Here is a 25,385-nt window from a genome sequence, read left to right on the forward strand (position 1 = left end):
TCACCATTTATTGAGTGATGGTTATATTAAAAATAACATACTCAAGAGAACGCTTGTCTGACAAAAAAACGAGGACTCCCTTTGTGGAGCCTCGTTTTTCTATTTTGTTTAAACTTACGCTTTTTCTACGATTGTTGCTACGCCTTGTCCGCCACCGATACATAGTGTAGCTAGACCAGTCTTTGCATCTCTCTTCTGCATTTCGTGGATTAAAGAAACAAGGATTCTCGCACCGCTTGCACCGATAGGATGTCCAAGAGCGATTGCTCCGCCGTTAACGTTTAATTTTTCTTTATTGAATTGAAGCTCACGGTCTACAGCGATTGATTGTGCTGCGAATGCTTCGTTAGCTTCGATTAAATCAACATCTTCTAATGATAAAGAAGCTTTTTCAAGAGCCTTTTTCACTGCAGGAACAGGTCCGATACCCATGATGCTTGGATCAACACCAGCACTTGCATTAGCTTTAACTGTTACTAATGGTTGAAGACCTAATTCTTCAGCTTTTTTACGGCTCATTACAACAAATGCTGCAGCTCCGTCATTGATACCAGAAGCGTTACCAGCAGTTACTGAACCGTCTTTCTTGAATGCAGGACGAAGCTTTCCTAAGCTCTCAGCAGTTGTGTTAAAGCGTGGGAATTCATCTTGGCTGAATACTGTTACTTGTCCTTTACGTCCAGGAATTTCTACAGGGATGATTTCATCTGCAAAACGGTTTGACTCGATTGCAGCTTGAGCTTTTTGTTGGCTCCATGCAGAGAATTCATCTTGCTCTTCACGAGAAATTTCATATTTCGCAGCTAGGTTTTCAGCTGTAACACCCATATGATAATCATTCATTGCGCACCATAATCCATCTTGAATCATAGAGTCTTCGATTTTTTGATTTCCCATTTTAAAACCGTTACGAGCTCCTTTTAATACATATGAAGCTGCGCTCATGTTTTCCATACCACCAGCAACAACGATTTCAGCATCGCCAGCTAAGATAGCTTGAGTTGCCATATGTACAGCTTGTAGACCAGATCCACATACTTTGTTGATTGTAATAGCAGAAGCTTCTTGTGGAACACCTGCAGCTAATGCAGCTTGTCTTGCTGGGTTTTGTCCAAGACCTGCTTGTAATACGTTACCCATGATCACATCATCTACTTGATCAGGATTTACTCCTGCTTTTTCAAGAGCTCCTTTTATTACAATTGCTCCAAGTTGAGTTGCAGCAACATTTGTTAAGCTTCCTAGAAAACTACCAATTGGTGTTCTTACAGCACTTACAATAACTACTTCGTTTGTCACTTGAATTTCCTCCCGTGTGTTTGTTTTATATTCTGAATATTCGACGTTGTTATAATACTACATATTTCTCTAAAATGAATGCCAAATTATTCGACAAATTCTGATTTATATATTATTTCAGAAACCTCAAAAACCCTATTTGACAAACACATTTAGAGCTATCGGAGGAGGACAAAACCCTTATTAATCTCTAAAATTTTCCGCTTACAATCTAGTAATAGTAGGAAGAAATACTATTTTATTTATTATATTTAAATTAATTATTAGATTGTAGATATATTAAAATAACTGCAAAAAGGTAACGTTGAATTTTATAAGAATTCGGCGAAAAATGTTGAAAAGTTTTTTGCAGGACCGAGCATTTCATTCTAAAATTCACCTATTCTATCAGAAAGTGATATGGATAGATATGATTATTTTTGTTGGAATTCCATATCTTTTTCCATCATATTTGCTGATTTCTTTTCTTTATAAGAAATTGTAAATTGAGATGGACTAGTTTATATACTTTTTAGATTTGGAGGGATGGCTGTCTGGAGAGCAAAGGTGAAGTTATTTTCAATTAATTTTTCAGAATATTGAAAATTAAAATAATCCTTAGGAGGACAAGAAATTTGAAAAACTTTAATGCCAATGAGATTTATGACAAAGGGACATTTAATCGTTACCATTTTAGTTTATTATTCTGGCTTTTTATTACAATCTTATTTGATGGCTATGACACAGCCGTATACGGTGCCATTGTACCGGTACTAATGGAAGAGTGGTCGCTGACACCAGTCCAGGCAGGAGCCATTGGCAGCTATACGGTCATCGGTACGGTTATTGGTGCATTTATTTTTGGCCTTATGGCTGATAAAATCGGGCCAAAGAAAGTGACCGTTATAAGCGTTATTCTTTTCAGTATATTTACAGTACTAGCAGGCTTTGCAAATAGCCCTGTCATGTTTACTGTATGTCGTGTCATTGCAGGCTTCGGTCTTGGAGGAGTAATGCCGAATGTTGTTGCCCTAACAACAGAATTTGCGCCGAAGAAAATTAGAAATGCAATGGTTGCCATTGTCTTTTGCGGATATTCCCTTGGCTCTATGTCTGTAGCCCTTCTAAGTACATCTATCATTGGCTCGTTTGGATGGAAGCCGCTTTATTGGTTAGCAGGAATTATGCTTTTCCTTCTTCCAATCATGGTTAAAGCGCTGCCTGAATCCTTACAAATTCTAGCGAAGCAGGACAAGCATGATCAAATCAGAGCAATTTTGAGAAAAGCTGTTCCAAGTGAAGACATCCCTGATTCAGTCATCTTTGCAAAAGCAGCTGCACAAAAGCACACGAAAACTCCTATTGCCGCTCTATTCAATAATAAACGCGGTTTAACGACAGTCATGTTCTGGATTGCATCCTTCTGCAGCTTCATCCTTATTTATGCAATGAATACATGGCTAACTAAGTTAATGATTCAAGCTGGCTATAACTTAAATTCCAGCTTACTATTCTTAGCTCTCTTAAACGTAGGTGCGATTATCGGAATTATTATCGGTGGATTCTTGATGGAGAAGTATGGCTATAAAAAAGTCCTGCTTCCATTATTCCTTTCCGGCTCAGTTGCACTTGTGTTTATTGGAATCACGAAAAGTCTCGTATTGGCGTATATACTAGTCGGTATTATCGGTGCTGCTTCAATCGGGATTCACAGTCTCATGTTCCCGCTTGTGTCACAATATTATCCGCCTGAAATGAGATCAACCGGTGTCGGAATCATGATGGCTTTTGGCCGGGTAGGTGGAATTGTATCACCGACACTTGTCGGTATGCTAATGGCTTTAAATCTTTCTGTCCAAGTCAATTTCACAGTCATCGCGATTGCAGGAGTATTAGGAACACTGGCTATGGCCTTAGTTCAAGAAAAACATGCTTACTATAATCAAAATAAAAATCAGCCACTTCAAGCCGATAAGGTTGTCTAACTAGTTTATAACTTTGAAATATATTTCCCCATTTCGTGTCAGGCGTTAAGCCTGGCACTTTTTTTCGACTGATAGAGCGGTTCTTCCAGTTTTTTGATAAAAATTAACTAGTGATACGATCTTGAAAGCCTTGTATACTTTTCTTATAAACTAGTATTTTCCAAATCACTAGTCATTTGAGAGGAGCTAAGATGAAAAAAACCAGCTTTATATCTTTTTTATTCATGTTTTTTGTTCTCGCAGGTTGTACGGCTAATGAAGCAGCTAATTCAGAGCCTGTCAAAGCAGTCAAGGAAGCAGCACAAAAGAAAAGCTTCACGAAGGAAGAGGTTGAAGACCTGTCTTCACAAGCCTTACAGATTCTTCAAAGGGTTGCATCATCTGGCGGCGCAGAGGAAGAACAAAAGAAGGTAAAAGAATTAATCACGATACTTAATCAGTATAAATACGAGGATAACAGTTTAAGTGATTATAGTAAGAACTTAAAAAACTGTTTCACTGCACTTATGGATTACAGCAAGGGAAAGGCTGACGAAAAGGCTTTAGGCAGGGTCTATCCAGAATATATTGCGGCAGTTGAACGTTTAAAACAAGAAGAACCGGCTATCCAGCTGAGCGAGCCTACCCATTATGAATGGTTCTATGCATCTGCTGCCGCTTATGAACAGGGACGAACAAGGGATGGTGAAATTACTTTAACCTTTGTCGGAGATAACTCCTTTGGGACCTATCCAGAAACGCCTGAACACTTAAAGTTTGACAATGTGTTTAAAAAGAACGATGGCGATAATCAATATGTCTTTAAAAACAGCCTGCCTTGGTTTAACTCAGACGACTTTACAATCATCAATGCAGAAAGTGCCTTTACAAACGAAACAAAGGCTGAAAATAAAATGTGGCGGATAAAAAGTGACCCGGCCCATGTAGCTTTCTTACCCGCAAGCGGGGTAGAAGCTGCCAACCTGGCAAACAACCATACGAGAGATTATTTTGAAGCCGGCTATGAGGATACCCTGGAGGCTTTTGCTAAGAATAAGGTGGCTGTGTTTAATGACGGAATGCCTCTGAAGACGAAAATCGATAATATTGAAACCATTTTCCTTGGCTATGACTGCCGTATGAGCCAGCAGAATCCTGAATTTTTGGCAAGGATTTTGGAAGAAGTAAAGCATTATAAGCGTAAGGATAATCTAGTCATTGTAAGTATGCATTGGGGTGTTGAATATCGTGAGACACCTGTAGACTATCAAACTCAGTTCGGCAGAAGTATTCTTAATGCCGGTGCTGATATCATTATGGGCGGACATCCGCACCGCCTTGAAAGTGTCGAGAATTATAACGGTAAATACATTATTTATAGTATGGGAGATTACGCCTTTGGCGCAGACCCAACCTTGCTGTCACGTCAAACAGCGATGTTCCGTTTACGATTTGCGAAAGAGGACGATACCGTTTTGATGAAGGGATTAACGATCGTGCCGACCTTGGAAAACTCGGATGGCAGTACAAATGAAAATAACTACCAACCTCTTCCTGTATTCGGAAACGAAGCAGCAGATATCGTTGATGAGTTAATTCGAATCAGTTCACCGATCGAAAACGGTGTAACGAAATATGATTATTTTGATCCATTTTTATAAAAGCCAAAAAAGAGCAGCTAAAAGGAGCTGCTCTTTTTTGGTTTAACTATATCTATTCTAAATAGGCTTTTAATGCAAACTGATCTTTTACAAAAATTTGCTTTGTACCAGCAATTGCAATCAGTCCTAAATCCTCAAATTTGCTAAACTTACGGCTGATTGTTTCACGTGTAACACCAACGTAACTAGCGATTTCTTCCCTTGTTATCGGTAAATGAATCAAGGTCCCCTCATTCATTTTTGTTCCGAACTTTTGGCAAAACTCTAAAATCATGCTGACAATTCGGATTTCTGGATCTTTTGTGGCTAAGTTTTGCGCCAAATTTTCTGTATGGGCCAATCGTTTTGTTAATGCCTTTAATAGTTTTAACGATATCTCCGGATTTTCCAGCATAATCAAATCAATATCCGCCTTCGTTAACTGACAGATTTCCGTATCCTCAATCGCAAAGACACTGAAGTTGTTGACTTCATCATCGTTAAACAGATTCAGCTCGCCGAAAAAATCTCCAGTCGTCATGATATAAAGAATCAGCTCCTTTCCATCAACCGTGAACTTAGAAAGTTTAACTTTCCCTTGATGAATGATATATAGGGTATCAGACTTTATCCCTTCTGGAATCAGCATTTGTCCCTTTTGATAGTGGACATGCCGTATTATATTTGCTATTTTTACAAACTCATCCTGGGGCAATGAGCTGAAAATAGGAACTTTTTTTGTGCATGGATCACTTTCTGCATGATTACATACATGTTCTATCATTTTGCATCACCTTTGTTATAGAAATTGGATCACTTTCCCTTAAAATATAACAATCTCGTGAAAAATAAGGATTCAATATGAATATATCATAGCATTTAAACACAGTTAGTGTTTTAAATCACCTTATTAACATCACAATAGTTGTTTATTTCTAAATGTAAGAAAGTACCGAAATATAATAAGGTTTCCAGCACTTTCATTGTCTATTATTCTTCTACTTCGGCAAAATGATCCTTATCTCACCCCAAACCGGACATACCCAGTCTTCCGGTACATCTTCAAATGCTGTTCCCGGCTCTACATCTTCGTCCGGATCTCCAATCGCTGGATTGTAAATATAACCACATGGAATACAAATATATTTTTTCATGATATTCTCCTCATTTCTATGCTGACAGCTTTTGTCTTTTCTTTAATTCGTTCATTAATTCACTAACAGTGATATGACTTAGCTCAATTCCTGCTAATGAAACTCCATTTTCAATGGCGGCTTTATATGGCAATGAAGCCACAACACCCTCAAGAGAGATTGCACCAACCATTCTTTCGTCTTTAATAAACACTCTAGTATATTTGCCTGTTTCATCTTCTTCTGTAATTGTTGTATCACATTGACTTTCATCGACAAGTCCGATGGAAAATAAGGTGAAATCAAAAGCGTTAAAAACAGTCATGGGAATACTCTTTTGATAGGTTAGGGAAGAAGGAGCTGCCATATTTTTACCGGCCACTTTCCCTTGTTCCATGGCAGGATTCCAAAGAGCAGCTACTACGCCATTCCATTCTGCTGCATCACCAGCAGCGTATACATCTTCCACATTTGTCTGCATCCGGTCGTTGACAATAATCCCGCGGTTAACAGCAATGGCTGTGTTTTTCACTAACTCTAGATTAGGAAATACTCCAATTGAATAAATAACACTGTCACAAGGAAGCTCCTGCTGATTGACTATAATTCCTTCTACTTCTGTTTCACCGTTAATTCTTTCAACAGATGCATTGACGTAGACTTGAATACCGGCCTCTTCAATTTTCTGTTTCAACCTTTCAGAGGTGTTATTATCAAGCTGTCTCGCCATTAGGCGCGGCGCAGCTTCAATGATTGTCACCTGCTTGCCCTGCTTATGAATAGACCAAGCAGTTTCCAGTCCTTGAATTCCCCCGCCAATATTGACAACATGCTGTTTACTTTCGATAAAGGTTTTGAAGTCATCCGCTTCCTGCATTTCTCTAATCGTAAAAACACCTTTTTTGTCCGCACCATCGATTGACAGCTTCCTGTTTTGAGACCCTGTACAAATCAGCAATTTATCATAATAGAAGACTTCACCGGATGCCGCCATAATCGCGTGTTTTTCTGTATCGACATCGATGATCTTTGTGTTGGCATGGACAATAATATTTTGGTCCTGATACCACTTTTCTTTTTTAATTAAGACCTTTTCATTGTGTAAATCGGAATACAAATCCTTTGATAATTTGATCCGGTTATAAGGCATCGAGTTTTCAGCGCCAAAAACATGGATATTTGCTTCTTTATCCTGATCACGAATATCCTTCGCGGCATAGACGGCTGCAACTCCGGATCCGATAATACAATAGTTTTTGTTCATTCTGTCCACCATCTTCTTATCATTTTCTGTATCTCATTCAAGTGAGCTAGCTCTCATATAAATGTTTCATGTGAAACATTCCAGTTCATGCTTTCTTAGATAGCACTTCTTAATAAATCAGCAACAAAGCCTGCTGAATGTTCAATTTTAGCCAGCTGTTCACCCTTTGGTGAGAACCTCACACGGACTGGAAATTCAACATGTGTCATTCCAGTTGTTTTAATTACTTTTGATGTACTTTGAATGTCCATGTTTGTCTGATTCAAATAGTCTTGGATGACTTCGATTGCTTCTCCGCTCCAGCCATAGGAACCAAAAGCAGCCCCGATTTTACCCTTTAGGTCCATCTCAGGCAGTTCCTTAAGAACCTCCTCAAGATTCCCTATCATATCTGCATATCTTGTGGAACTTCCGATAAATACTGCATCTGCTTCTTTGATGCTTTCAAGAATCTCGGCCTTTTCAGCTTTATCCGCATTAAACACAGCTGCTTGAATCTGGTTTTCTTCGATGATGCGCTGCAGGTGATTCGCCATTTTTTTCGTGTTATTTTTAATTGTTGTGTACACAATCGTCACTTTTTTGTCTTGGACTGTATCAGCACTCATTGTTGCATAAAAGTCAATGTACTGCCCGATATCTTTTCGCAAAATAAAGCCGTGAGAAGGAGCAATCATTTGAACATCAAGCTCTGCTAATGCATCGATGAGTGTTCTTACATATCTACGGTGTGGATGAATAATCTCCGCATAGTAACCGGCAAAGTCCTCTTTAATATCAAAACCCGCCTCATCAGCAAAAATATGTTCAACCGCCACATGCGTACTGAAGATATCACAAGGGAATAGAATTTTATCTTCGACAGTATAAGTGATCATTGTTTCAGCCGTATGCAGATATGGAGTTTCTTTAAACTTCAGTGTTTTACCGCCGATATCCAATGTATCGCTGTCTTTTACGACTAAGAAATTACGGCTGTGAAGCTTGTACATCTCTTTTAACTCATTAACCGCGGGCTCTGTACAAACAATGGTTGCATTCGGCGCTCTTCCTGCCAATGCCGCCATACCGCCTGAATGATCCGGCTCCGTATGATTGATGACAATATACTGAATTTCCTGCGGGTCAATGATTTGACTTAGATACTCTACAAATTCTCTGCCAAACTCTATATTAACTGTATCAATTACAGTTGGCTTTTCTGATTTAATTAAATAAGCATTATATGTCGTCCCTTTTGCTAACACTAACCGGTGAAAAGGAACCTCACGATTATCAATTTTTCCTACCCAATAAATATCTTTCGTTAATTCTACATGGTTCATCATCTATTAAAATCCGCCTACATGGTAATGAGAGCTGTTATCAACTGAAATCATCTTACAACAGCACCCGCATCAAAAAAGAGGACGAAATCACTCTTTTAAATAAATCTACTTTTTTATTAGTAAAAAGTTAAAAAAGGTGCCAGGGGCGCCACATATGGACAAAAACCATCGTTTTGTCTTTTTGTGGTGCCTGACACCTTAATCTTTATTGAGCTGTATAGCCGCCGTCCAATACTACAGCTTGGCCGGTAATTCCTGCCCCTTTTTCACTTGCTAAGAAAACGGCATAATTGGCAATCTCTGAAACTGATAATAATCTCTTTTGCGGTACCATGGCTAAAATGACATCCTCAAGTGCACTATCAAGACTTACATTTCTTGTCTTTGCTAAGTCAGCAATCTGGCCGCGGACAAGCGGTGTGTCAACATAACCAGGGCATAAGGCATTGACTGTGATTCCGTCTCTTGCACACTCTAATGCAGCAACCTTTGTTAACCCGATCACGCCGTGCTTCGCACTGTTATAGCCTGCCTTTCCGGCAAAACCGATCAGTCCATTAATAGAAGCCATATTAATAATTCTTCCTGACTTTTGAGCCTTCATAATTGGGAAGACACTCTTGATTCCAATGAAGGATCCTGTCAGCATCACCTTCACTAGCTTTTCAAATGTTGCTGTTGGAAAATCCTCAATGGCTGCAACATATTGGAATCCGGCATTATTGATTAATACATCAATTGTTCCAAAGGTTTCTTTTGCCAATTCAATAGCATTTTTGAATCCATCCTCATCCGTTACATCACAAGGAGCTGATAATGCTTCAAAGCCAGCTTCCTTTAATTCAACTACGACCTCGTCACATCTTTCTTTGTTCATATCGGAAATCACCACTTTTGCCCCTTCGTTTGCAAACGTCTTTGCAATTTCCAATCCGATACCGCTTGCTGATCCTGTAACAAATGCCACTTTTCCCTCTAATGTTTTATTCATCGTTGTTCCTCCTTATTAATAACTTCCTGCTTTTTTAATATATATATCGAAGATTTTAAACAAGACCAAACCAAGAATATAAACCAATGATAACGAAAACAGTTAATGTTTTAATAACAGTAATAGCAAAAATATCTTTATAGGATTGTTTATGTGTTAAGCCTGTTACCGCAAGTAATGTAATAACAGCTCCATTATGCGGAAGTGTATCCATACCTCCTGATGCCATCGCAACAACACGGTGCATGACTTCCGGCGGGATATTCGCAGCAGCGATCATTTGATTATATTGATCAGCCATCGCACTTAAGGCAATCCCCATTCCGCCAGAAGCAGATCCTGTAACACCGGCTAATGTACTTGTTGTAACTGCGCCGTTTACAAGCGGATTGGAGAATGCACCGGAAATTCCGTTGCTAATATGGCCAAAGCCTGGAAGAGAAGAAATGATTCCACCAAAACCATACTCAGAACCTGTGTTCATAACGGCAAGAAGTGAACCAGCAATACTTGCATTCAGTCCCTCTTTAAAACCAAACTTGATTTTTTTCGTATCAAAAGCGATTGCTGCAACAATACCGATCACTAATGAAATGGCAACAGCCCAGATAGCAGCATTACTTGCTACATCAACTTTGTAAGCTGGCAGCCCAATTGCCTCAAAGTCAAATCCATTTGGATACATAGCAGGAATAGCAGTTGTTAATATTTTATTCATTACAGCAACAAGAACGAGCGGAACGAAAGCCAAAATCTGTCTTGTTACTGATAGATTTGAATTTAAATCCGGAATATATTCAGATTCTTCATTTGAAGGTGCTGCTCCTTCAGCAGCAGCTGCGGTTTCTGCATCAAAACCATAATAACCCTCTCCAGCCTGCTTGGCCTTTTTTCTTCTCATTTCTAAGTATAGTAAACCAACCACAAGAACAATGATAGCACCTATAATACCTAATACTGGTGCAGCATAGATATTTGTTTTAAAGAATGAAATCGGGATAACGTTTTGAATTTGCGGTGTGCCTGGCAGCGCATCCATTGTAAAGGTAAATGCACCAAGGGCAATCGTCCCCGGAATCAGCCTCTTTGGAATATTTGCTTGTCTAAATAATTGATTGGCAAACGGATAAATCGCGAATACGGCTACGAATAAACTTACACCGCTATATGTTAAAATGGCTCCTAATAGAATAACAGTCAGCATTGCTTGCTTCGCGCCGATTAAACGGACAATTGTTTTAGCAATGGATTCAGCAATTCCGGACATTTCTACAACTTTACCGAAAATGGCTCCAAGTAAAAAGACGATGAAGTAGTTTTGAATAAACCCTACCATTTTTGGCATAAAGACGCCTGAATAGAATGGCAGGACATGGCCTGGATCTGTCAGCAATACGGCTAATAGAGCACATATTGGCGCAAATAGAATAACGGAATAGCCTTTATAGGCGACAAACATTAATAGACCCAGTGACAGCAAGATAATTAATAAGTCCATATAAATCCTCCCCGGATAAATAGATTGCATTTCCTTTGAAGCAGATTCCCCAGACGGTCGTTTTTAAAGCGGGCAGCTCACGCAAAAAAATAGCGCTTATATATCTGTTAAAACGTACTAAAACATATTTTTTTACCTGAAATACAGGGAAACAAGGTAAATCACTTTTGTCATGTTTTAGTACCTTTCGTTTTCTTTTGCATAGACCCGCTTATCATTCCAAACAGAAAAATGATTATCCTTCCAGCTCTACAATACTTGCTGCCCCTTGTCCGCCGCCAATACAAAGTGTTGCCAATCCATAACGGGAACCCTGGCGTTTCATCTCATGTAATAGCGTAACAAGAATACGGGCACCACTGGCACCGATTGGGTGGCCAAGGGAAACAGCCCCGCCATTGACGTTCAGCTTTTCACGAGGAATAAAGAGATCACGACCGACAGCGAGTGATTGTGCCGCAAATGCTTCGTTTGCTTCAACTAAATCGATATCATCAATAGAAAGTCCTGCTTTTTCTAATGCCTTTCTTGTAGCTGGGACCGGCCCAATTCCCATGATTTTAGGATCCACACCTGCAGCTCCATTGCCGCGAAGAACAGCCATTGGCTTAATGCCTAATTCATCAGCCTTTTCCCTGCTCATAAGAACAAGTGCAGCCGCACCGTCATTGATACCTGAAGCGTTTCCTGCTGTAACAGTTCCATCCTTTTTAAAGGCTGGTTTTAATTTTGCAAGCTTCTCTGCTGTAACCCCCGCACGAGGGAATTCATCCTTATCAAATACAATTGGATCACCTTTCCGCTGTGGAAGTATAACTGGGACAATTTCTTCTTGGAATTTGCCTTCATTCATGGCTGCTTCTGCTTTTTGCTGGCTCCAGGCTGCGAATTCATCCTGTTCTTCACGGGTTAAACCGTATTGCTCAGCGATATTCTCAGCTGTAATCCCCATATGGTAATGGTTAATTGCACATTGTAAGCCATCCTGAATCATGCTGTCGATAATTTTTCCATCACCCATCCGGTAGCCTGTACGGCCTTTAGGAAGCAGGTAAGGGGCCATGCTCATATTCTCCATTCCGCCTGCCACGACGATTTCCGCATCACCGGTTTGAATCGCCTGGGCTGCAAGATGAACAGCCTTTAAACCGGAGCCGCATAACTTATTAATGGCCATCGCTGTCGTTTCAATTGGCAGACCGGCCTTTAGAGCAGCTGTACGGGCAGGGCCTTGACCTAGTCCAGCTTGGAGGACATTCCCCATAATCACTTCATCTACCTGTTCTCCTTTAATTCCTGCCCTGTTTACGGCTTCCTTTATCACAATGGCACCTAGCTCCGTTGCCGGGGTATTGCTCAATGCCCCCATAAAATTTCCAATTGCTGTTCTTACTGCACTTACGATAACGACTTCACGCATTCCTTTATCCTCCCAATTTAAGAGATTAACAACCAATTAATTCTTTTACCTTAAATGATGCTGCTGTTTTTTCTTTAACTGTTTCAAAATCGATACCCTCCTGCAGCTCTTCAAGAACCAGCCCATCTTCCGTTACGCTGAATACTGCCAGCTCTGTTACAATCAGATCAACAACACCTTTTCCTGTTAAAGGCAATGTACACTCTTCAAGAATTTTTGGTGAACCTTTTTTAGAGCAGTGCTCCATTGCAACAATGACCTTCTTGGCTCCTGTAACTAAATCCATGGCACCGCCCATGCCTGGCACCATTTTTCCCGGCACCATCCAGTTGGCTAGATTCCCTTTTGCATCTACCTCAAGTCCGCCAAGAACGGTGACATCCACATGGCCGCCGCGGATTAACGAGAAGGAGAAGAGGCTGTCAAAAAATGCACCGCCAGGAATAATACCCGCCGGCTGTCCTCCGGCATTCACGAGATCCATATCGATTTCATCATTTGCCGGTCCAAGACCAATGTATCCGTTTTCAGATTGGAGTATCACATTCACACCTTTAGGCAGATAGTCAGGTACCAGTGTTGGCAATCCGATACCAAGATTCACGACATCTCCGTCTTTCATTTCCTTTGCAACACGCGCAGCAATAATCTGTTTTGGAGTCATCATTACATCACTCATTATTAGTTGCCTCCTGTAACTAAGATTTTATCTACCAGGATACCAGGGGTCATCACTTCATCCGGGTTGATTTCACCAACCTCTACAACCTCATCGACCTGAGCAATCACAAGATCTGCTGCTAGAGCCATAATCGGATTAAAATTACGGGCAGAGCAGTTATAGACTAAATTCCCTGCTTTATCCGCCTTGCATGCTTTCAAAAGTGCTACTTCAGCATGAAGCGGTTTTTCAAGTAGAAAGTCACGACCATCAATGGTTATCTTTTCTTTTCCTTCTTCAACAACCGTCCCGATTCCAGTTGGTGTCAATACTCCGCCAAGTCCAGATCCGCCAGCACGTACTCGTTCAGCAAATGTCCCTTGTGGAACCAGCTCGACATCTAATTCGCCTTCAATCATTTGTCTGCCTGTTTCCGGGTTTGTACCGATATGTGAAGCAATAACCTTTTTTACCCGTTTATTTACAATTAATGGCCCGACACCTTTATCCACAACAGCCGTGTCACTAGCAATTAATGTTATATCCTTTACATTCGATTCAAGAACAGCGGATACTAGTTCCTGCGGTGTACCAACTCCCATAAACCCGCCGGACATGATTGTCATCCCATCTTTAAAAATAGATAATACTTCTTCTCTGGGAACTATTTTATTCATTTACAGCGCCCTCCCTATGAAATAAGTCAGCTTAAAAATGATTACACCAATATATAATGCAAGTGCCGTGCCAACTTTTAAAAAATGAACAAAAAATTATATTAAAAAGTTTTTAATATCCCGTTAAAAAGAATAAAGTTGCAATATGTATAGATTATTAATTTAAGAAAAACTTTTATAAAAACCTTTTATTCTTAAAAATTATTATTAAATTAATCAATTATTGATATATTAATAGATTACTACTATCAAATTTTGTTCAGTTTTCCTTACACATAACGAAATATGCTTAAAAAGTGTAAGGATTTTCATACAGTCGATATCTTCATGCATAAATAAGTGTTTGGAATCGCTTACATTTTTTTATTGAATTGATCCTGCCTATAATATTCCTTCATCACATAAAATATATAAAACCCCCTCTGATTGAACAAAGGGGGTAATGCCATTTATAATCCATATTTATTCATTTTTTCATAAAGGGTTGTCCTGCTGATTCCAAGCATCTGAGCTGCTTTGGATTTATTTCCATTGACTATTTCTATACAATCCATGATTGCCTTTCGTTCCGCATCATCCATCATTTCCGCCAATGGACGGAGGGACGGCACCGTTTTAAAACCGCTTATTTCAACAGGCAGATGTTCAGGTCCAATCTCCTTATCTTCATCCACCATGTTTAATGCACGTTCAATCGTATTCTCTAATTCTCGAATATTTCCCGGCCAAGAGTAAAGACACAGCTGCCTAATGGCGGCACAGCTAATCCCTTTCACTCGTTTTTTCATCAATTTTTGGTACTTCTTCAGGAAATGAGAAACAAGTGGTTTGATATCTTCATTTCGCTCCTTTAATGACGGCACGTTTATTTGCACAACCTTCAAGCGGTAATATAAATCAAGCCGGAATTCTCCATTACTGACCATTTCTGTTAGATCGCGGTTTGTTGCTGCAATGATCCGGACATCAATAGGAGTGGTACTTGTTGAACCGACCCTCTCCACTTCTTTTTCCTGTAATACACGCAATAGTTTCACTTGCATATGTAGTGGCAGTTCACCAATTTCATCAAGAAAAATAGTCCCGCCATCAGCTGCTTCAAACTTTCCAATTTTCCCGCCTTTTTTTGCACCGGTAAAAGAGCCTTCCTCATAGCCAAAAAGCTCTGATTCTATTAGTTCAGGCGGTATGGCGGCACAATTCACTTTAATAAATACACCCATTGCACGCCGGCTGCTGCTATGAATCGAATGGGCAAACAATTCTTTGCCTGTCCCGCTTTCGCCCAAAATCAGCACATTTGAATCACTTTCCGCTGCCTTTTTGGCATGTGCCTTCGCATCTTTAAAGGCAGGACTTACACCAATCATATGTTCAAAAGTATAGGTAGCCTTGTTTCTTTCTTGGAAAACCCCTTTATACTTTTTTAATTCCGTTTCCAACGATTTGATCCGTTTTGATAATGCTGTTAATTGGTTTACATTTTTAAATAATACTTTGCCGACCGCCCCCGTAATCTTACCCTCCTTAATGATTGGGGTTCGTGTAGCAATCATATAATTATCGTTAATTTTTTGCAGCTCGGCAACTTCCTCTTTACCTGTCTTAGCGACAATGTGCATTCTTGAATTTTCAATAACCTTTGTTACATGTTTTCCAATTGAACCTTTCTGATCAACACCAAGAAAGTCAGCATAACGCTTGCTCAGCATTTTCACATAACCTTCTGTATCAACCACAACTATACCGTCATAGGCAAACTCAATAATATCCTTATAAAGCAGTTCTTCTTCCTTATTGATTCTCATTTGATCACCTCGCTTAGACTGTGGTAGCGTTTCCATTATAACACAATCTAAACAGTGCTAAACCAGTCGGAATGTTTTAGTCCTGCTCTATTCCCTTTTTTACAGCTTTAATTTTTCCTAGTTTAATAAAATTGCGGTCCCTCTCTTCTAGTTTTTGTGAAATTGATCCTTCATTATATGGGTAAATGCCTTCGCCAGACTTTGTACCAAGCTTGCCTTGTTGAACAAGATCACGGATAATAGCCGGTGCACCTGTATCTTTGTTTAAATCAGGCGCAACATTATCAAATACACGCTGCCAAGTATCCAACCCGCCAAAGTCAGCAATTTCAATTGGCCCTGTGAATGCCCAGCGGAACCCGGGTCCTGCAGTTATGGCTGTATCAATATCGCGTGCATCCGCTACACCTTCTTGTAACAAATAAAAAGCTTCACGCATCAGCGCTGTCTGAAGACGGTTGGCAATAAAGCCGGAAATCTCCTTCTTTAAAAGGACAGGTGATTTACCGATACTATTCATTAAGTCGATTGTCTTTTCCACGATTTCCGGTTTTGTCTTTTCATGCTTAACAATTTCAACTAAAGGAACTAAATGGGCTGGATTAAAGAAATGTGTAATGATCATCCGATCGGCAAATCCTGCATCCTCCATTAAACGGGTAATCGGAAATGTTGACGTATTTGATGCAACGATTGCATCAGGCTTCATGATTTCTTCTAAACGATTAAAAAGATCCCATTTCATCTCAATGACCTCTGGAATGGCCTCAATGATGAAATCAGCCTCTTTGACAGCCTCCTCTAGATCAGCTTTATATTCTAAACTGGCTAAAGCCGCCTGTCTTTCCAGTTCAGTTATTTTCCCTTCTTCAACCAGTAAGGATAGATTCTCACTAATTCTTCGCTGTGCCTTAAACAGAAATTCCTCTTTCATATCATTTACCGTTACGTTATAGCCGCTGACCGCAAAAGATTGTGCAATACTGCTTCCCATGACACCAGAACCGATTATAGTTATATTTTTCATCTTCATTTCCATCTCCTGCCTAATTAATTTGAATACAAGATTGATAAAAGCCAATTCATAAAAACCAAATCATAAAAACCAAATCATAAAAACCAAATGCAAGTTTTGTGCCAGATAGACATAAGTGATTAACCTAAAAAAAGCAAAAAGGGAGAAATCCATCTTTTCATAGATGAATATCTCCCAATCTCTCACTCTCTTAAACTATAAGAAGGAAATAATTGCAATAGCGATAAATACAACGGTTAGTATATGAAGCCCGTTTATGCGAAGCCCAACCTGAACGCCGGAAAGACGGGAAAAGCGGCTGACCATTAAGTTCAGACCTGAAAAGGGGCTTAATGCAGTTGAAATATACCAGGTTAACAAAAGGATGAATGCTAAAGAAATATTGCTGATGCCCAGTTCCGCTGCATTTAATTGCATTGCCAATGCGCCTACCACAGCAATTTGGTGAATCCCAATGTAAGTTAGACAGAAAACAATGACCAATATTGCAAATGCGAATAGGAAGAATGACTGGTCAGCTAACACTTTAAGTAATTGACTGACTCCATTCATTACACTTGTACCCTTTAACGCAAATGCCAGCATTCCAGCACTCATAAATAGTGTAATTTCATTATTCATCATCGGTACTGCACGATCGCGGAAATCCAGCCATAAAGGCTTGGCCCGCTGCCAATCATTTGTCACAGCAGTTATAAGAAGCGGAACAAAAATCGAAAGCAGGCAGACAATGACAATCATCGACCACTTTGTCACACTTTCAATCATTAAACAAGCCGTCATTAATAGGACGACGAATAAGACTAACTCTAAAAGCTTCCTACGCTGTGCTTTTGAAATTTTGGTCAGGGAAGACGGGTCCCTTTTAATTGGATTCCTTTTTTCCCAAATAGCAAAGGATAGATTCCCAATCACTAAGGAAAGAAGAGAAATCCCTATTCCATAGAACACATACTCCTTAAATGGAACATTCAAATAATGCAGGACTAATGATACCGATGCAAAATAAGGCGACCACATCAGCGCAGTCGAGAAACCGACAATATAGCTTTTCGCTGACATGGCCGAGGGAAGTTTCAAATCTTCCAGAAACTCATTTATAATTCTCACAGAGCCTAAGTTTAAAATTGGACTAACGATAAATAGTGTTCCCGTTATACCGGCATATAGCTTTTGCGGGTGGTGCAGCAGATTATGCAGCAAACGGGAAACGGACTCAAAGTATCCTCCCAGCCTTAACGGAATGGCTAAAAGAGGGGCCAGTGTAATCAAACTTAATAAAGGAAGGATCCAAAAGATCCCCTCACTGATTCCTGCAAAACCAGTTCCCTTATTCCATTCAATTATTATTCCGGCACCCATCATAACAAGTCCAAGTATACGCGGAAACCGGTCTGCTTTTCCTGCGCTTCCGATGAATGCAAGGAGGGACAAACTCACAACCACATATTGAAGCCATGTTTGATTGGCAAAATATTGAATTAAAAATAACGTACACATTCCCAATATGAGATAACTTCTCATTACCTAATTCTCTCCCTGCCCATTGCCCGCTTATAAGCTGTTAATGAACAAGCGGACAACGTCAATTCCACCAATAAAGGTTCCTAATGAACTTCCAATATTAGCCAATACAACAACAAGCAAAATCCGCGTTACTTTATTATTCCAAAACCCTTTTACACTATAGACATCCTCCGATAGATTTTCAAAATCTCTCACAGTCGGTCTGCGTAAATAGGCTTGGACAATTCCGGTAAACCAACCGGCAGCAGTGATTGGATCCAAGGCAGTGATAGGAGCAGCAATAAAGGCCGTTAAGATCGTAAGCGGATGTCCAAAGGCAATCGCTGTTCCAATTGCTGAAAGGCCTCCGTGCCACAACCACCAGCTGATCGTCTGCTGCAGACCTGCTGATGGATTCATGTAGAAGGTATAGGCTATCATTGCAATAATTAAAACTGGAATGGTCCAGGCAAGCACTTTTGGAAGCTTTGATTTAGGTGGACGCTGTGTAATTAAAGCTAAATCATGTTCCTTCTTGATTTCCTCTTTAATCCCTGGAACATGGGCAGCTCCTAATACAGCCACTATTTTTTCACCTGGAGCTTCTCTAATCTTCTGGGCCAAGTACTGGTCACGCTCATCGATCAACGGTGTTTTTAATCTTGGAAACCCTTCGGTGAATTCACTTAAAATGGTATTCAGCATATCCTGGGATTTCATTTTTTCCAATTCTTCCTCGGAAATGGTATCCTTGCTGAAAATGCTATAGACAATCTGTGTGATCAACTGCATTTTCCCCCACCAGCCTACATTATGCCAGATACGAGAAAAGGTAATTTGAATGTCCCTGTCAGCTAAAACAAGATTGGCGCCAACTTCTTTAGCTGATTGAATTCCTTGAATCATTTCCTGACCTGCATTAATGCCAAATTGCGCGGCCATCCGTTTTTGAAAGGAGGAAAGCGCTAAATTGATTAATAGTAATGTCGCTTTATTTTCTTTAATAACCTTAAAGATATCCATATCGCTCCATTTATTGCCTTCTGTTATGGATTGATATCGTGGTTCATCCAGCTCAACACAGACAGAGTCCGGTCTTTCCGCCTCAATAACTTCTTTAACCTGCTCAGCACTGTGCTTAGAAACATGCGCCGTTCCAATCAGGATAAATTCCTTGCCATCCAAATGGATTCTTGTAATATTCTCTTCTATCATACATGACCTTCCTTTAAATGATTAACCGCATTTTATCTAACAATTTGCTAAAAAGTTCCTGTCATTCTTCAATAATAAACCAGAATGCATTAAATATGAAACAAATATGGTTTATTTCCATCTAAAGTGATAAGCACGCCAAAAGGACAAATAGCAACTGCCATTTGTCCCTTTGTCGTGATAGTACTTTTTTTAAAATGTTTCACATGAAACATCCAGAAAAATGCTAGGCACCACATATGGACAAATAAACTCTGTCCTTTTGTGGTGCCTGACATCTTCTATTTTGACTCCTGCTCCGCAAAGTCTGCTTCAATTCTGCTTAGAAATTCTTCAGCAGCGCTGTAGCCCTGCTGTCTCAAATACCAGTTATTTGCCGCTGCCTCAATTAGTCCGGCAACATCACGTCCAGGCTGAAGTTGGATTTCGATGGACGGAATTTTGACGCCCATGTACTCTGAAAATTGAGGCTCCTGCTCCAACTCATTATTCAAGGCATCCTTTTCCCACTTTGTCAGGAGAATATCAAGAGCAATCCGCGTTTCCTCCTGGAAGGCCTTGCGTCCGTACATCCGGACCACATTTAACAGTCCAATGCTGCGCAATGCCAAAAATTCTTTCGTCTTCACGTCATGGGTTCCCAAAATCGTTTGCGGACTTAGCTTTTTCAGTACAACAATATCATCTGCCACAAGGCGGTGGCCGCGGCCGATTAGCGTATGTGCTGTTTCACTTTTCCCGACCCCGGAATTACCGCGAAGTAAAATCCCCATGCCGGACACATTCAGGCATACCCCATGAATCGCAATTTCCGGTGCTAACTGTTTTACTAAATAGGCGTCCAGTTTCGTAATAAATTCTGAAGTTACCTCAATTGTTCTCGTTACTAATAACGGGATTTTTTCCTCAATACAGTGATGCCGCAAGTAGGTTAATCCTTCTTCACCCGCTGTCACAATAAAACATGGCGGGTGATAATGAACGATATTTCCAATCCGAATTCTTCTTTCTTCATGACTTAACTTATGTAAATAGGTAATTTCTTTTTTTCCTAGAATTTGAACCCGCTCAGTTGGGAAAAAATCGAAATGTCCAACAAACTCCAGACCCGGACGATGCACCCTTGATTGCGTAATTGGTTTTTGCAGCTGATCCTCACCAGCTAATACCTTTAATGAAAACCGTTTAACCAAGTCTTCAACCGTTATTTTCTTCACTTTTCCCTTCACCGTCCTAAATGACTTCTAACTTTAAATTATACTGATAAACAATGAAAACGTCATCTTTTTTTACAATCTATGGCAAAATGACCCATTTCTCACATTCATTTTTTGAATTCATTGTTGTAAAATAAGAATGGTATTCCCTAACTTGGAAATACTGGATTGTTGATAGGTATTTACAATTACACTGCACTAAGAAAATAACCCTCAGCTAAATAGGGAACATAGTCAATTTTCGAAGGAGCATATAAAAATGAACCTTATAACCATAATTGTGCCGGCATATAATGAAGAAGCTGTGCTGCACAAATTATATGATCGCTTGAAAGAAGTAATCAAAAGTGTCCCGGCATATCAATTTGAAATCCTCTTTGTTAATGATGGCAGTAAAGATAGTACGTTATCCATTATTAAAAAAATGAGGGAGTGGGATAAAAGAATTTCATATGTCAACCTTTCCCGTAACTTTGGAAAAGAAATCGCCATGCTTGCCGGTTTAGATCATGCCAAAGGGAATGCCGTCATCATTATCGATGCGGACTTGCAGGATCCACCTGAGTTAATCCCAGAAATGATTAAATATTGGGAGATGGGCTATGATGATGTATTCGCCAAAAGAAGGTCCAGGTCAGGTGAAACCTGGTTTAAAAAATGGTCTTCCTCAACCTTCTATAAGCTGCTGCAAAAAATGAGCCGGATTCCAATTCAAGAGAATACAGGCGACTTCCGTCTTCTTGATAGACGATGTGTTGAGGCACTAAAGCAAATCCGAGAAACGCAGCGTTATACAAAAGGAATGTTTAGCTGGATTGGCTACAACAAAAAGGAAATTTTATTTGACCGCGACCCGAGAGCAGCAGGTGAAACAAAATGGAATTACTCCAAGTTATTTGACTTGGCCATCGAGGGCATGACTTCATTTACGACCGCACCACTGAGATTATCAGCCTTTTGTGGCTTCATCATTTCCTTCTTTTCTTTTTTCTATATAATTTGGATTATCACCAAAACATTAATATTCGGTGAAAAGGTCGCAGGTTATCCTTCTTTAATGACGGTTATCTTATTTTTAGGGGGCATTCAACTTATTTCATTAGGGATTATCGGAGAGTATTTAGGCAGGATTTTTAACGAAACAAAAAACCGCCCGCTTTACTTTGTCGATGAATACAATAATGAAAAAGAGTTAAATCAAGCTAGACCTGCAAGTGAACAAAAAATTACGAAACATTTAAACAGAGGCAGAGCATGAACAAGCAAAAAGAAATAATAAACTATCTTATCTTCGGTGTTCTGACAACAGCGGTAAATATTATTAGCTTTTGGATCCTAGATCGATATGTTGGAATGGATTATCGAATCGCTGTCACGATTGCATGGGTCCTGTCAGTGTTATTTGCCTTTATTACCAATAAGCTTTATGTATTTAACAGTAAAAAGACGGATTTTTCCGCTGTCGTGAAGGAATTAACGTCATTTCTTTTTTTTCGTTTTCTCTCCTATCTATTGGATTTATTCACCATGATTTTACTCGTAGAAATCCTTCTCGCCGACAGCCTGTTAGCCAAAATAATCGCCAATATCTTCGTGGTCATTTTCAATTACTTTGCTAGCAAGTTGGTCATCTTTAAGCCCTCAAAAGGGGTAATGGAAAAACAACAGAAATCATAAAAGGTGTCAGGCACCGCAAAAAGACAAAGCACTTAGGTTTGTCCATTTGCGGTGCCTGACACCTTAACGTATGAAAGGAATTGTCATGTATGAAAAAAACGAAAGGGATATTGGGTTATGCAGGTTTATTTTTTACCCCAATGGCTATTTTATTCGTTATATTTTTAAAGCTTAACATTGCGCCCTTTGGAGAGAACTCTATCTGGTATATCGATTTACCCGCGCAGCTGACGATGTTTTATAATCATTTATATGATGTACTGCAGGGCAGCGCCAGTCCAATCTATACATGGAATTATGGCATGGGCACCTCCTTTTGGGCTACGATTTGCTATTATTTATCATCACCGTTATCCATCTTAATCCTGTTATTTCCCAGATCGTTTATCCCTTACTCTATCCTAATCATATGGCTGATTAAAATTGGTCTCAGCTCTATTTGTATGTCTTATTTATTAAAAAAGCAATTTACAAAAAATCAATTGATCATTTTTATTTTCTCTGTCAGCTATGCCTTAATGTCATTTTCTATCACCTATTATTTTCTACCGATGTGGATCGATGCTGTTTATTTATTGCCAATCCTTATTGTCGGCGTACATAACATCTTAACAAAAGAAAAACATCAGTTGTTTTTATTCAGTTTAGCGTTATTATTTATTTCTAATTTCTATATCTCGTATATGGTTGGAATTTTTGTCTTTTTATACTTTATCGCAGAATGTTTGATCAACCAGTTTACCTGGAAAGATTTGCTCAAACGGCTGATCCTTTTTTTCAAAAGTGTCCTGCTGGCCTTTTTATTTACGGCCTTTATAACCATCCCTACTTATTTAGAAGTTAGAAAAAATAAATATACGACAGAGGATGTTGATATCTTCTCGTATCTTTTAAACCCATTAGATCTATATGGCAGCTTTTTTAACGGGACGACCGTCATTCAAAATCTAAGCATCTACACAGGTCTCAGTATTTTGCTTTTGGTACCGCTCTATTTTCTCAACCAAAAATATCCGATTAGAGAGCGGATCATCTATGGTATCCTTTTAGGTTTTATGTTATACAGCACCACCTTTACACTATTAAACATGGCCTGGCATGCCTTTGAATTGCCAAACGGTGCGTTTTACCGCTATGCCTTTTTAATATCCTTTCTCATGGTTATCCTGTCGGTAAAGGCCATCCTGAAACTGGACGCAGTCACGATGAAGCAGGTCATCTTGGTCACATTGAGCAATATTCTCTTTTTATGTTTCGCAAACAAACTATTAGAACCGACTATTTTTGGACTTGGGTTGATCCATCGAAATATCATCATTCTAGTCCTTTATGCCTTCTTCATTCTCCTGTTAAAGCATGAAGGCTTCGTGGAAAAGAAGGCAGTAGTGCTTAAAATAGGCTTATGTCTGCTTGCTCTTGGGGATTTGACGCTAAACAGCCAGGCGATTTTCAAAAATTACATTCAAGCCTCCTACCCTGCAAATTGGTATGATGTCCATAATCCTTCCTATGAGGAAGCGATTAATAAGCTAAACACGAGCGATCCATCCTTTTACAGGACGAAAATCGAACCAGGCTTGGTGACATCCCATAATGAGTCATTAAGGTATAAATATAAAGGTATGTCCATTTATACCTCAACGGGGAACTCAAATCATAACCTCTTTTTACGCCGGATCGGCTACCACGCAGATGAGCGGACTATCAGAATGGAAGGAGGCATCTTCTTAAGTGATACTTTACTTGGTTTTAAATATATCGTGACAACAGAAGAGCTTGATAACAGAATCTATACGAAAGTAATTGAAGAGGATGGGATAAAGGTCTATAAAATAAAGCTCCATCTTCCGTTAGGTTACATGGTTTCAAACCAATTTATGAAGATTACCGAGAAAAAAGATCCATTTCAAGTTCAAAACCAATTAATCAATGGCTCTAGAGAACAGACCTTTTATGAAAGACAAAACCCGCCGGCTGAATTCACGATGCTTCTTCAGCAAAAAAATAGTAATGGGACAGAGGTTCTGCAAAGACAAGCGGGGCAATCCATCCCGGCAATGAAGGCTGTAATTGATATCTCTGAAACAAGCCAGCTATACATGCAGTTAGATGGCGATACCTACAATGGCTATGAAGACAAGCTGGACATTCTCATTAATGGTCAGCCTCTAAAAGGAGGCAAAATGAATACACTAAACTTAGTCGATTTAGGAACGTATGCAGATGAGAAGTTGACTGTAGAAATACGATTGAAGGATGGAATTCAGCAGCTCTTGGAACCGGATTTTTATACCTTGAACTATTCCGCTTTAGAACAGGAGATAGATCAGCTGAAACAGAATTCCCTAAAGATTAAGGATTATTCAGATACTGGTGTACGCGGTGATATTACCGTTCAGGATGACAACCAGCTGCTGTTTTTAAGTATCCCATTTGATAAGAATTGGAAAGCACGCGTCGATGGGGAACCTGCCAAGCTTCAAAAAATAGGCAGTTATATCGGCATACCATTAACGAAAGGAACCCATTCTATACAGCTGCAATATGTTCCAACAATCTTTTATATTTCATTAGGCTTATCTGCACTATCCCTTTTAAGCTATTTCATTTACCTCTTTTATAGAAGGCAGAAACGATAAGGTGTCAGACCGCAAAAGGACAAAGTACCGGCTTTGTCCTTTTGTTGTGCCTGACACCTGTTTATACAAAGAGAACTAGATTTGAATAGTATGTACTATATTCTATGATAGAAGGGAGGATGTTGTTTTGCCGCAAAGCAATAGACAAAGGGGGCCTGGATTTTGTGTTTTTCCTGGTTATAATTGGTGCGGCCCCGGCTGCAACGGACCCGGTGCTCCAATTAATGACCTCGACGCCTTATGCCGTGAGCATGACCGCTGCTATAAACAAAACCGTAATCGCTGTGAATGTGATCAAGAATTTCTCCGCCGTCTCAACTCAAAAGTAAACCCCCATACGAAAAAGGGAAGACAAGCTCAATTAATCTATAACTATATGAAATTCCAAACTCTTTTTACCTGCAGCTTTTATAGAAAGTAAGATCTAACTATA

The 25,385-nt window shown here is 39.6% G+C and carries 20 protein-coding genes and 1 pseudogene; 6 read left to right on the forward strand and 15 right to left on the reverse strand.

Annotated elements, in window-relative coordinates; all coding sequences use genetic code 11:
- Positions 1 to 114: 114 nt before the first annotated feature.
- Positions 115 to 1,299 (reverse strand): acetyl-CoA C-acetyltransferase, encoded by a 1,185-nt coding sequence (locus R4Z09_RS30525; RefSeq protein ID WP_338450355.1) that lies wholly within the window; start codon positions 1,297 to 1,299, stop codon positions 115 to 117.
- Between the two features lie 614 nt (positions 1,300 to 1,913).
- Between R4Z09_RS30525 and R4Z09_RS30530 the strand changes: the two genes are divergently transcribed.
- Together R4Z09_RS30530 and R4Z09_RS30535 are read left to right on the forward strand one after the other, a co-directional pair.
- Positions 1,914 to 3,263, forward strand: a complete 1,350-nt coding sequence (locus tag R4Z09_RS30530; protein ID WP_338450356.1) for an aromatic acid/H+ symport family MFS transporter — start codon at positions 1,914 to 1,916, stop codon at positions 3,261 to 3,263.
- A 191-nt stretch (positions 3,264 to 3,454) separates the two neighbouring features.
- Positions 3,455 to 4,903 (forward strand): CapA family protein, encoded by a 1,449-nt coding sequence (locus R4Z09_RS30535; RefSeq protein WP_338450357.1) that lies wholly within the window; start codon positions 3,455 to 3,457, stop codon positions 4,901 to 4,903.
- Positions 4,904 to 4,955: 52 nt separating this feature from the next.
- Here the strand turns inward: R4Z09_RS30535 and R4Z09_RS30540 are convergent, their stop codons facing one another.
- The 14 genes and pseudogenes from R4Z09_RS30540 to hprK all read right to left on the reverse strand — a co-directional run bounded on the left by R4Z09_RS30540 (position 4,956) and on the right by hprK (position 20,636).
- Entirely contained in the window at positions 4,956 to 5,666 is a 711-nt protein-coding gene (locus R4Z09_RS30540) for a Crp/Fnr family transcriptional regulator (protein ID WP_338450358.1), read from the reverse strand.
- A gap of 206 nt (positions 5,667 to 5,872) precedes the next feature.
- Positions 5,873 to 6,036, reverse strand: a pseudogene (rd, locus tag R4Z09_RS30545) (rubredoxin).
- A 16-nt stretch (positions 6,037 to 6,052) separates the two neighbouring features.
- A complete protein-coding gene (locus R4Z09_RS30550; RefSeq protein ID WP_338450359.1) occupies positions 6,053 to 7,279 on the reverse strand; it encodes an NAD(P)/FAD-dependent oxidoreductase in 1,227 nt (408 codons plus the stop codon).
- Positions 7,280 to 7,374: 95 nt separating this feature from the next.
- Complete coding sequence (locus R4Z09_RS30555) at positions 7,375 to 8,607, reverse strand: FprA family A-type flavoprotein (RefSeq protein WP_338450360.1); 1,233 nt, start codon at positions 8,605 to 8,607, stop codon at positions 7,375 to 7,377.
- Positions 8,608 to 8,812: 205 nt separating this feature from the next.
- Positions 8,813 to 9,598 (reverse strand): 3-hydroxybutyrate dehydrogenase, encoded by a 786-nt coding sequence (locus R4Z09_RS30560; RefSeq protein ID WP_338450361.1) that lies wholly within the window; start codon positions 9,596 to 9,598, stop codon positions 8,813 to 8,815.
- A 55-nt stretch (positions 9,599 to 9,653) separates the two neighbouring features.
- A complete protein-coding gene (locus tag R4Z09_RS30565) occupies positions 9,654 to 11,096 on the reverse strand; it encodes a GntP family permease (RefSeq protein ID WP_338450362.1) in 1,443 nt (480 codons plus the stop codon).
- 235 nt (positions 11,097 to 11,331) lie between these two features.
- Positions 11,332 to 12,516, reverse strand: coding sequence for an acetyl-CoA C-acetyltransferase (locus tag R4Z09_RS30570; protein ID WP_338450363.1), 1,185 nt, complete (start codon positions 12,514 to 12,516; stop codon positions 11,332 to 11,334).
- Positions 12,517 to 12,541: 25 nt separating this feature from the next.
- On the reverse strand, positions 12,542 to 13,195 hold the full coding sequence (locus tag R4Z09_RS30575) for a 3-oxoacid CoA-transferase subunit B (protein WP_338450364.1): 654 nt from the start codon (positions 13,193 to 13,195) through the stop codon (positions 12,542 to 12,544).
- A 2-nt stretch (positions 13,196 to 13,197) separates the two neighbouring features.
- Complete coding sequence (atoD, locus tag R4Z09_RS30580) at positions 13,198 to 13,854, reverse strand: acetate CoA-transferase subunit alpha (RefSeq protein ID WP_338450365.1); 657 nt, start codon at positions 13,852 to 13,854, stop codon at positions 13,198 to 13,200.
- A gap of 449 nt (positions 13,855 to 14,303) precedes the next feature.
- The gene (locus R4Z09_RS30585) at positions 14,304 to 15,662 is read right to left on the reverse strand and encodes a sigma-54 interaction domain-containing protein (RefSeq protein ID WP_338450366.1); all 1,359 of its coding nucleotides are present in this window, start codon (positions 15,660 to 15,662) and stop codon (positions 14,304 to 14,306) included.
- Between the two features lie 76 nt (positions 15,663 to 15,738).
- On the reverse strand, positions 15,739 to 16,695 hold the full coding sequence (locus R4Z09_RS30590; RefSeq protein ID WP_338450367.1) for a 3-hydroxyacyl-CoA dehydrogenase family protein: 957 nt from the start codon (positions 16,693 to 16,695) through the stop codon (positions 15,739 to 15,741).
- Between the two features lie 198 nt (positions 16,696 to 16,893).
- On the reverse strand, positions 16,894 to 18,222 hold the full coding sequence (locus tag R4Z09_RS30595; protein WP_338450368.1) for a hypothetical protein: 1,329 nt from the start codon (positions 18,220 to 18,222) through the stop codon (positions 16,894 to 16,896).
- Between the two features lie 30 nt (positions 18,223 to 18,252).
- Positions 18,253 to 19,419, reverse strand: a complete 1,167-nt coding sequence (locus R4Z09_RS30600; protein WP_338450369.1) for a TraB/GumN family protein — start codon at positions 19,417 to 19,419, stop codon at positions 18,253 to 18,255.
- A 281-nt stretch (positions 19,420 to 19,700) separates the two neighbouring features.
- Entirely contained in the window at positions 19,701 to 20,636 is a 936-nt protein-coding gene (gene hprK, locus R4Z09_RS30605; protein ID WP_338450370.1) for an HPr(Ser) kinase/phosphatase, read from the reverse strand.
- Between the two features lie 259 nt (positions 20,637 to 20,895).
- Here hprK and R4Z09_RS30610 point away from each other — a divergent pair, with 259 nt between their 5' ends.
- From R4Z09_RS30610 to R4Z09_RS30625, 4 genes are all read left to right on the forward strand, one after another.
- On the forward strand, positions 20,896 to 21,894 hold the full coding sequence (locus tag R4Z09_RS30610) for a glycosyltransferase family 2 protein (protein WP_338450371.1): 999 nt from the start codon (positions 20,896 to 20,898) through the stop codon (positions 21,892 to 21,894).
- Positions 21,891 to 22,313 carry a GtrA family protein gene (locus R4Z09_RS30615; protein ID WP_338450372.1) on the forward strand — a complete coding sequence of 141 codons (423 nt, stop codon included), beginning with the start codon at positions 21,891 to 21,893 and terminating at the stop codon, positions 22,311 to 22,313. Before R4Z09_RS30610 ends, R4Z09_RS30615 begins: the two co-directional genes overlap by 4 nt.
- An 89-nt stretch (positions 22,314 to 22,402) precedes the next feature.
- The gene (locus R4Z09_RS30620; protein WP_338450373.1) at positions 22,403 to 24,952 is read left to right on the forward strand and encodes a YfhO family protein; all 2,550 of its coding nucleotides are present in this window, start codon (positions 22,403 to 22,405) and stop codon (positions 24,950 to 24,952) included.
- Positions 24,953 to 25,079: 127 nt separating this feature from the next.
- The gene (locus R4Z09_RS30625; RefSeq protein WP_338450374.1) at positions 25,080 to 25,373 is read left to right on the forward strand and encodes a phospholipase; all 294 of its coding nucleotides are present in this window, start codon (positions 25,080 to 25,082) and stop codon (positions 25,371 to 25,373) included.
- Positions 25,374 to 25,385: the final 12 nt, after the last annotated feature.

Origin of the sequence: Niallia oryzisoli (genome assembly GCF_036670025.1) — a bacterium.
GTDB classification, from domain to species: Bacteria; Bacillota; Bacilli; order Bacillales; family Cytobacillaceae; genus Bacillus_BD; species Bacillus_BD oryzisoli.

Coding starts and splice junctions, on each gene's coding strand:
- R4Z09_RS30535 (WP_338450357.1), top strand. CDS start 3,455: ATGAAAAAAACCAGCTTTATATCTTTTTTATTCATGTTTTTTGTTCTC.
- R4Z09_RS30540 (WP_338450358.1), bottom strand. CDS start 5,666: ATGATAGAACATGTATGTAATCATGCAGAAAGTGATCCATGCACAAAA.
- R4Z09_RS30550 (WP_338450359.1), bottom strand. CDS start 7,279: ATGAACAAAAACTATTGTATTATCGGATCCGGAGTTGCAGCCGTCTAT.
- R4Z09_RS30555 (WP_338450360.1), bottom strand. CDS start 8,607: ATGATGAACCATGTAGAATTAACGAAAGATATTTATTGGGTAGGAAAA.
- R4Z09_RS30560 (WP_338450361.1), bottom strand. CDS start 9,598: ATGAATAAAACATTAGAGGGAAAAGTGGCATTTGTTACAGGATCAGCA.
- R4Z09_RS30565 (WP_338450362.1), bottom strand. CDS start 11,096: ATGGACTTATTAATTATCTTGCTGTCACTGGGTCTATTAATGTTTGTC.
- R4Z09_RS30570 (WP_338450363.1), bottom strand. CDS start 12,516: ATGCGTGAAGTCGTTATCGTAAGTGCAGTAAGAACAGCAATTGGAAAT.
- R4Z09_RS30575 (WP_338450364.1), bottom strand. CDS start 13,195: ATGAGTGATGTAATGATGACTCCAAAACAGATTATTGCTGCGCGTGTT.
- atoD (WP_338450365.1), bottom strand. CDS start 13,854: ATGAATAAAATAGTTCCCAGAGAAGAAGTATTATCTATTTTTAAAGAT.
- R4Z09_RS30585 (WP_338450366.1), bottom strand. CDS start 15,662: ATGAGAATCAATAAGGAAGAAGAACTGCTTTATAAGGATATTATTGAG.
- R4Z09_RS30590 (WP_338450367.1), bottom strand. CDS start 16,695: ATGAAGATGAAAAATATAACTATAATCGGTTCTGGTGTCATGGGAAGC.
- R4Z09_RS30595 (WP_338450368.1), bottom strand. CDS start 18,222: ATGAGAAGTTATCTCATATTGGGAATGTGTACGTTATTTTTAATTCAA.
- R4Z09_RS30600 (WP_338450369.1), bottom strand. CDS start 19,419: ATGATAGAAGAGAATATTACAAGAATCCATTTGGATGGCAAGGAATTT.
- R4Z09_RS30610 (WP_338450371.1), top strand. CDS start 20,896: ATGAACCTTATAACCATAATTGTGCCGGCATATAATGAAGAAGCTGTG.
- R4Z09_RS30615 (WP_338450372.1), top strand. CDS start 21,891: ATGAACAAGCAAAAAGAAATAATAAACTATCTTATCTTCGGTGTTCTG.
- R4Z09_RS30620 (WP_338450373.1), top strand. CDS start 22,403: ATGAAAAAAACGAAAGGGATATTGGGTTATGCAGGTTTATTTTTTACC.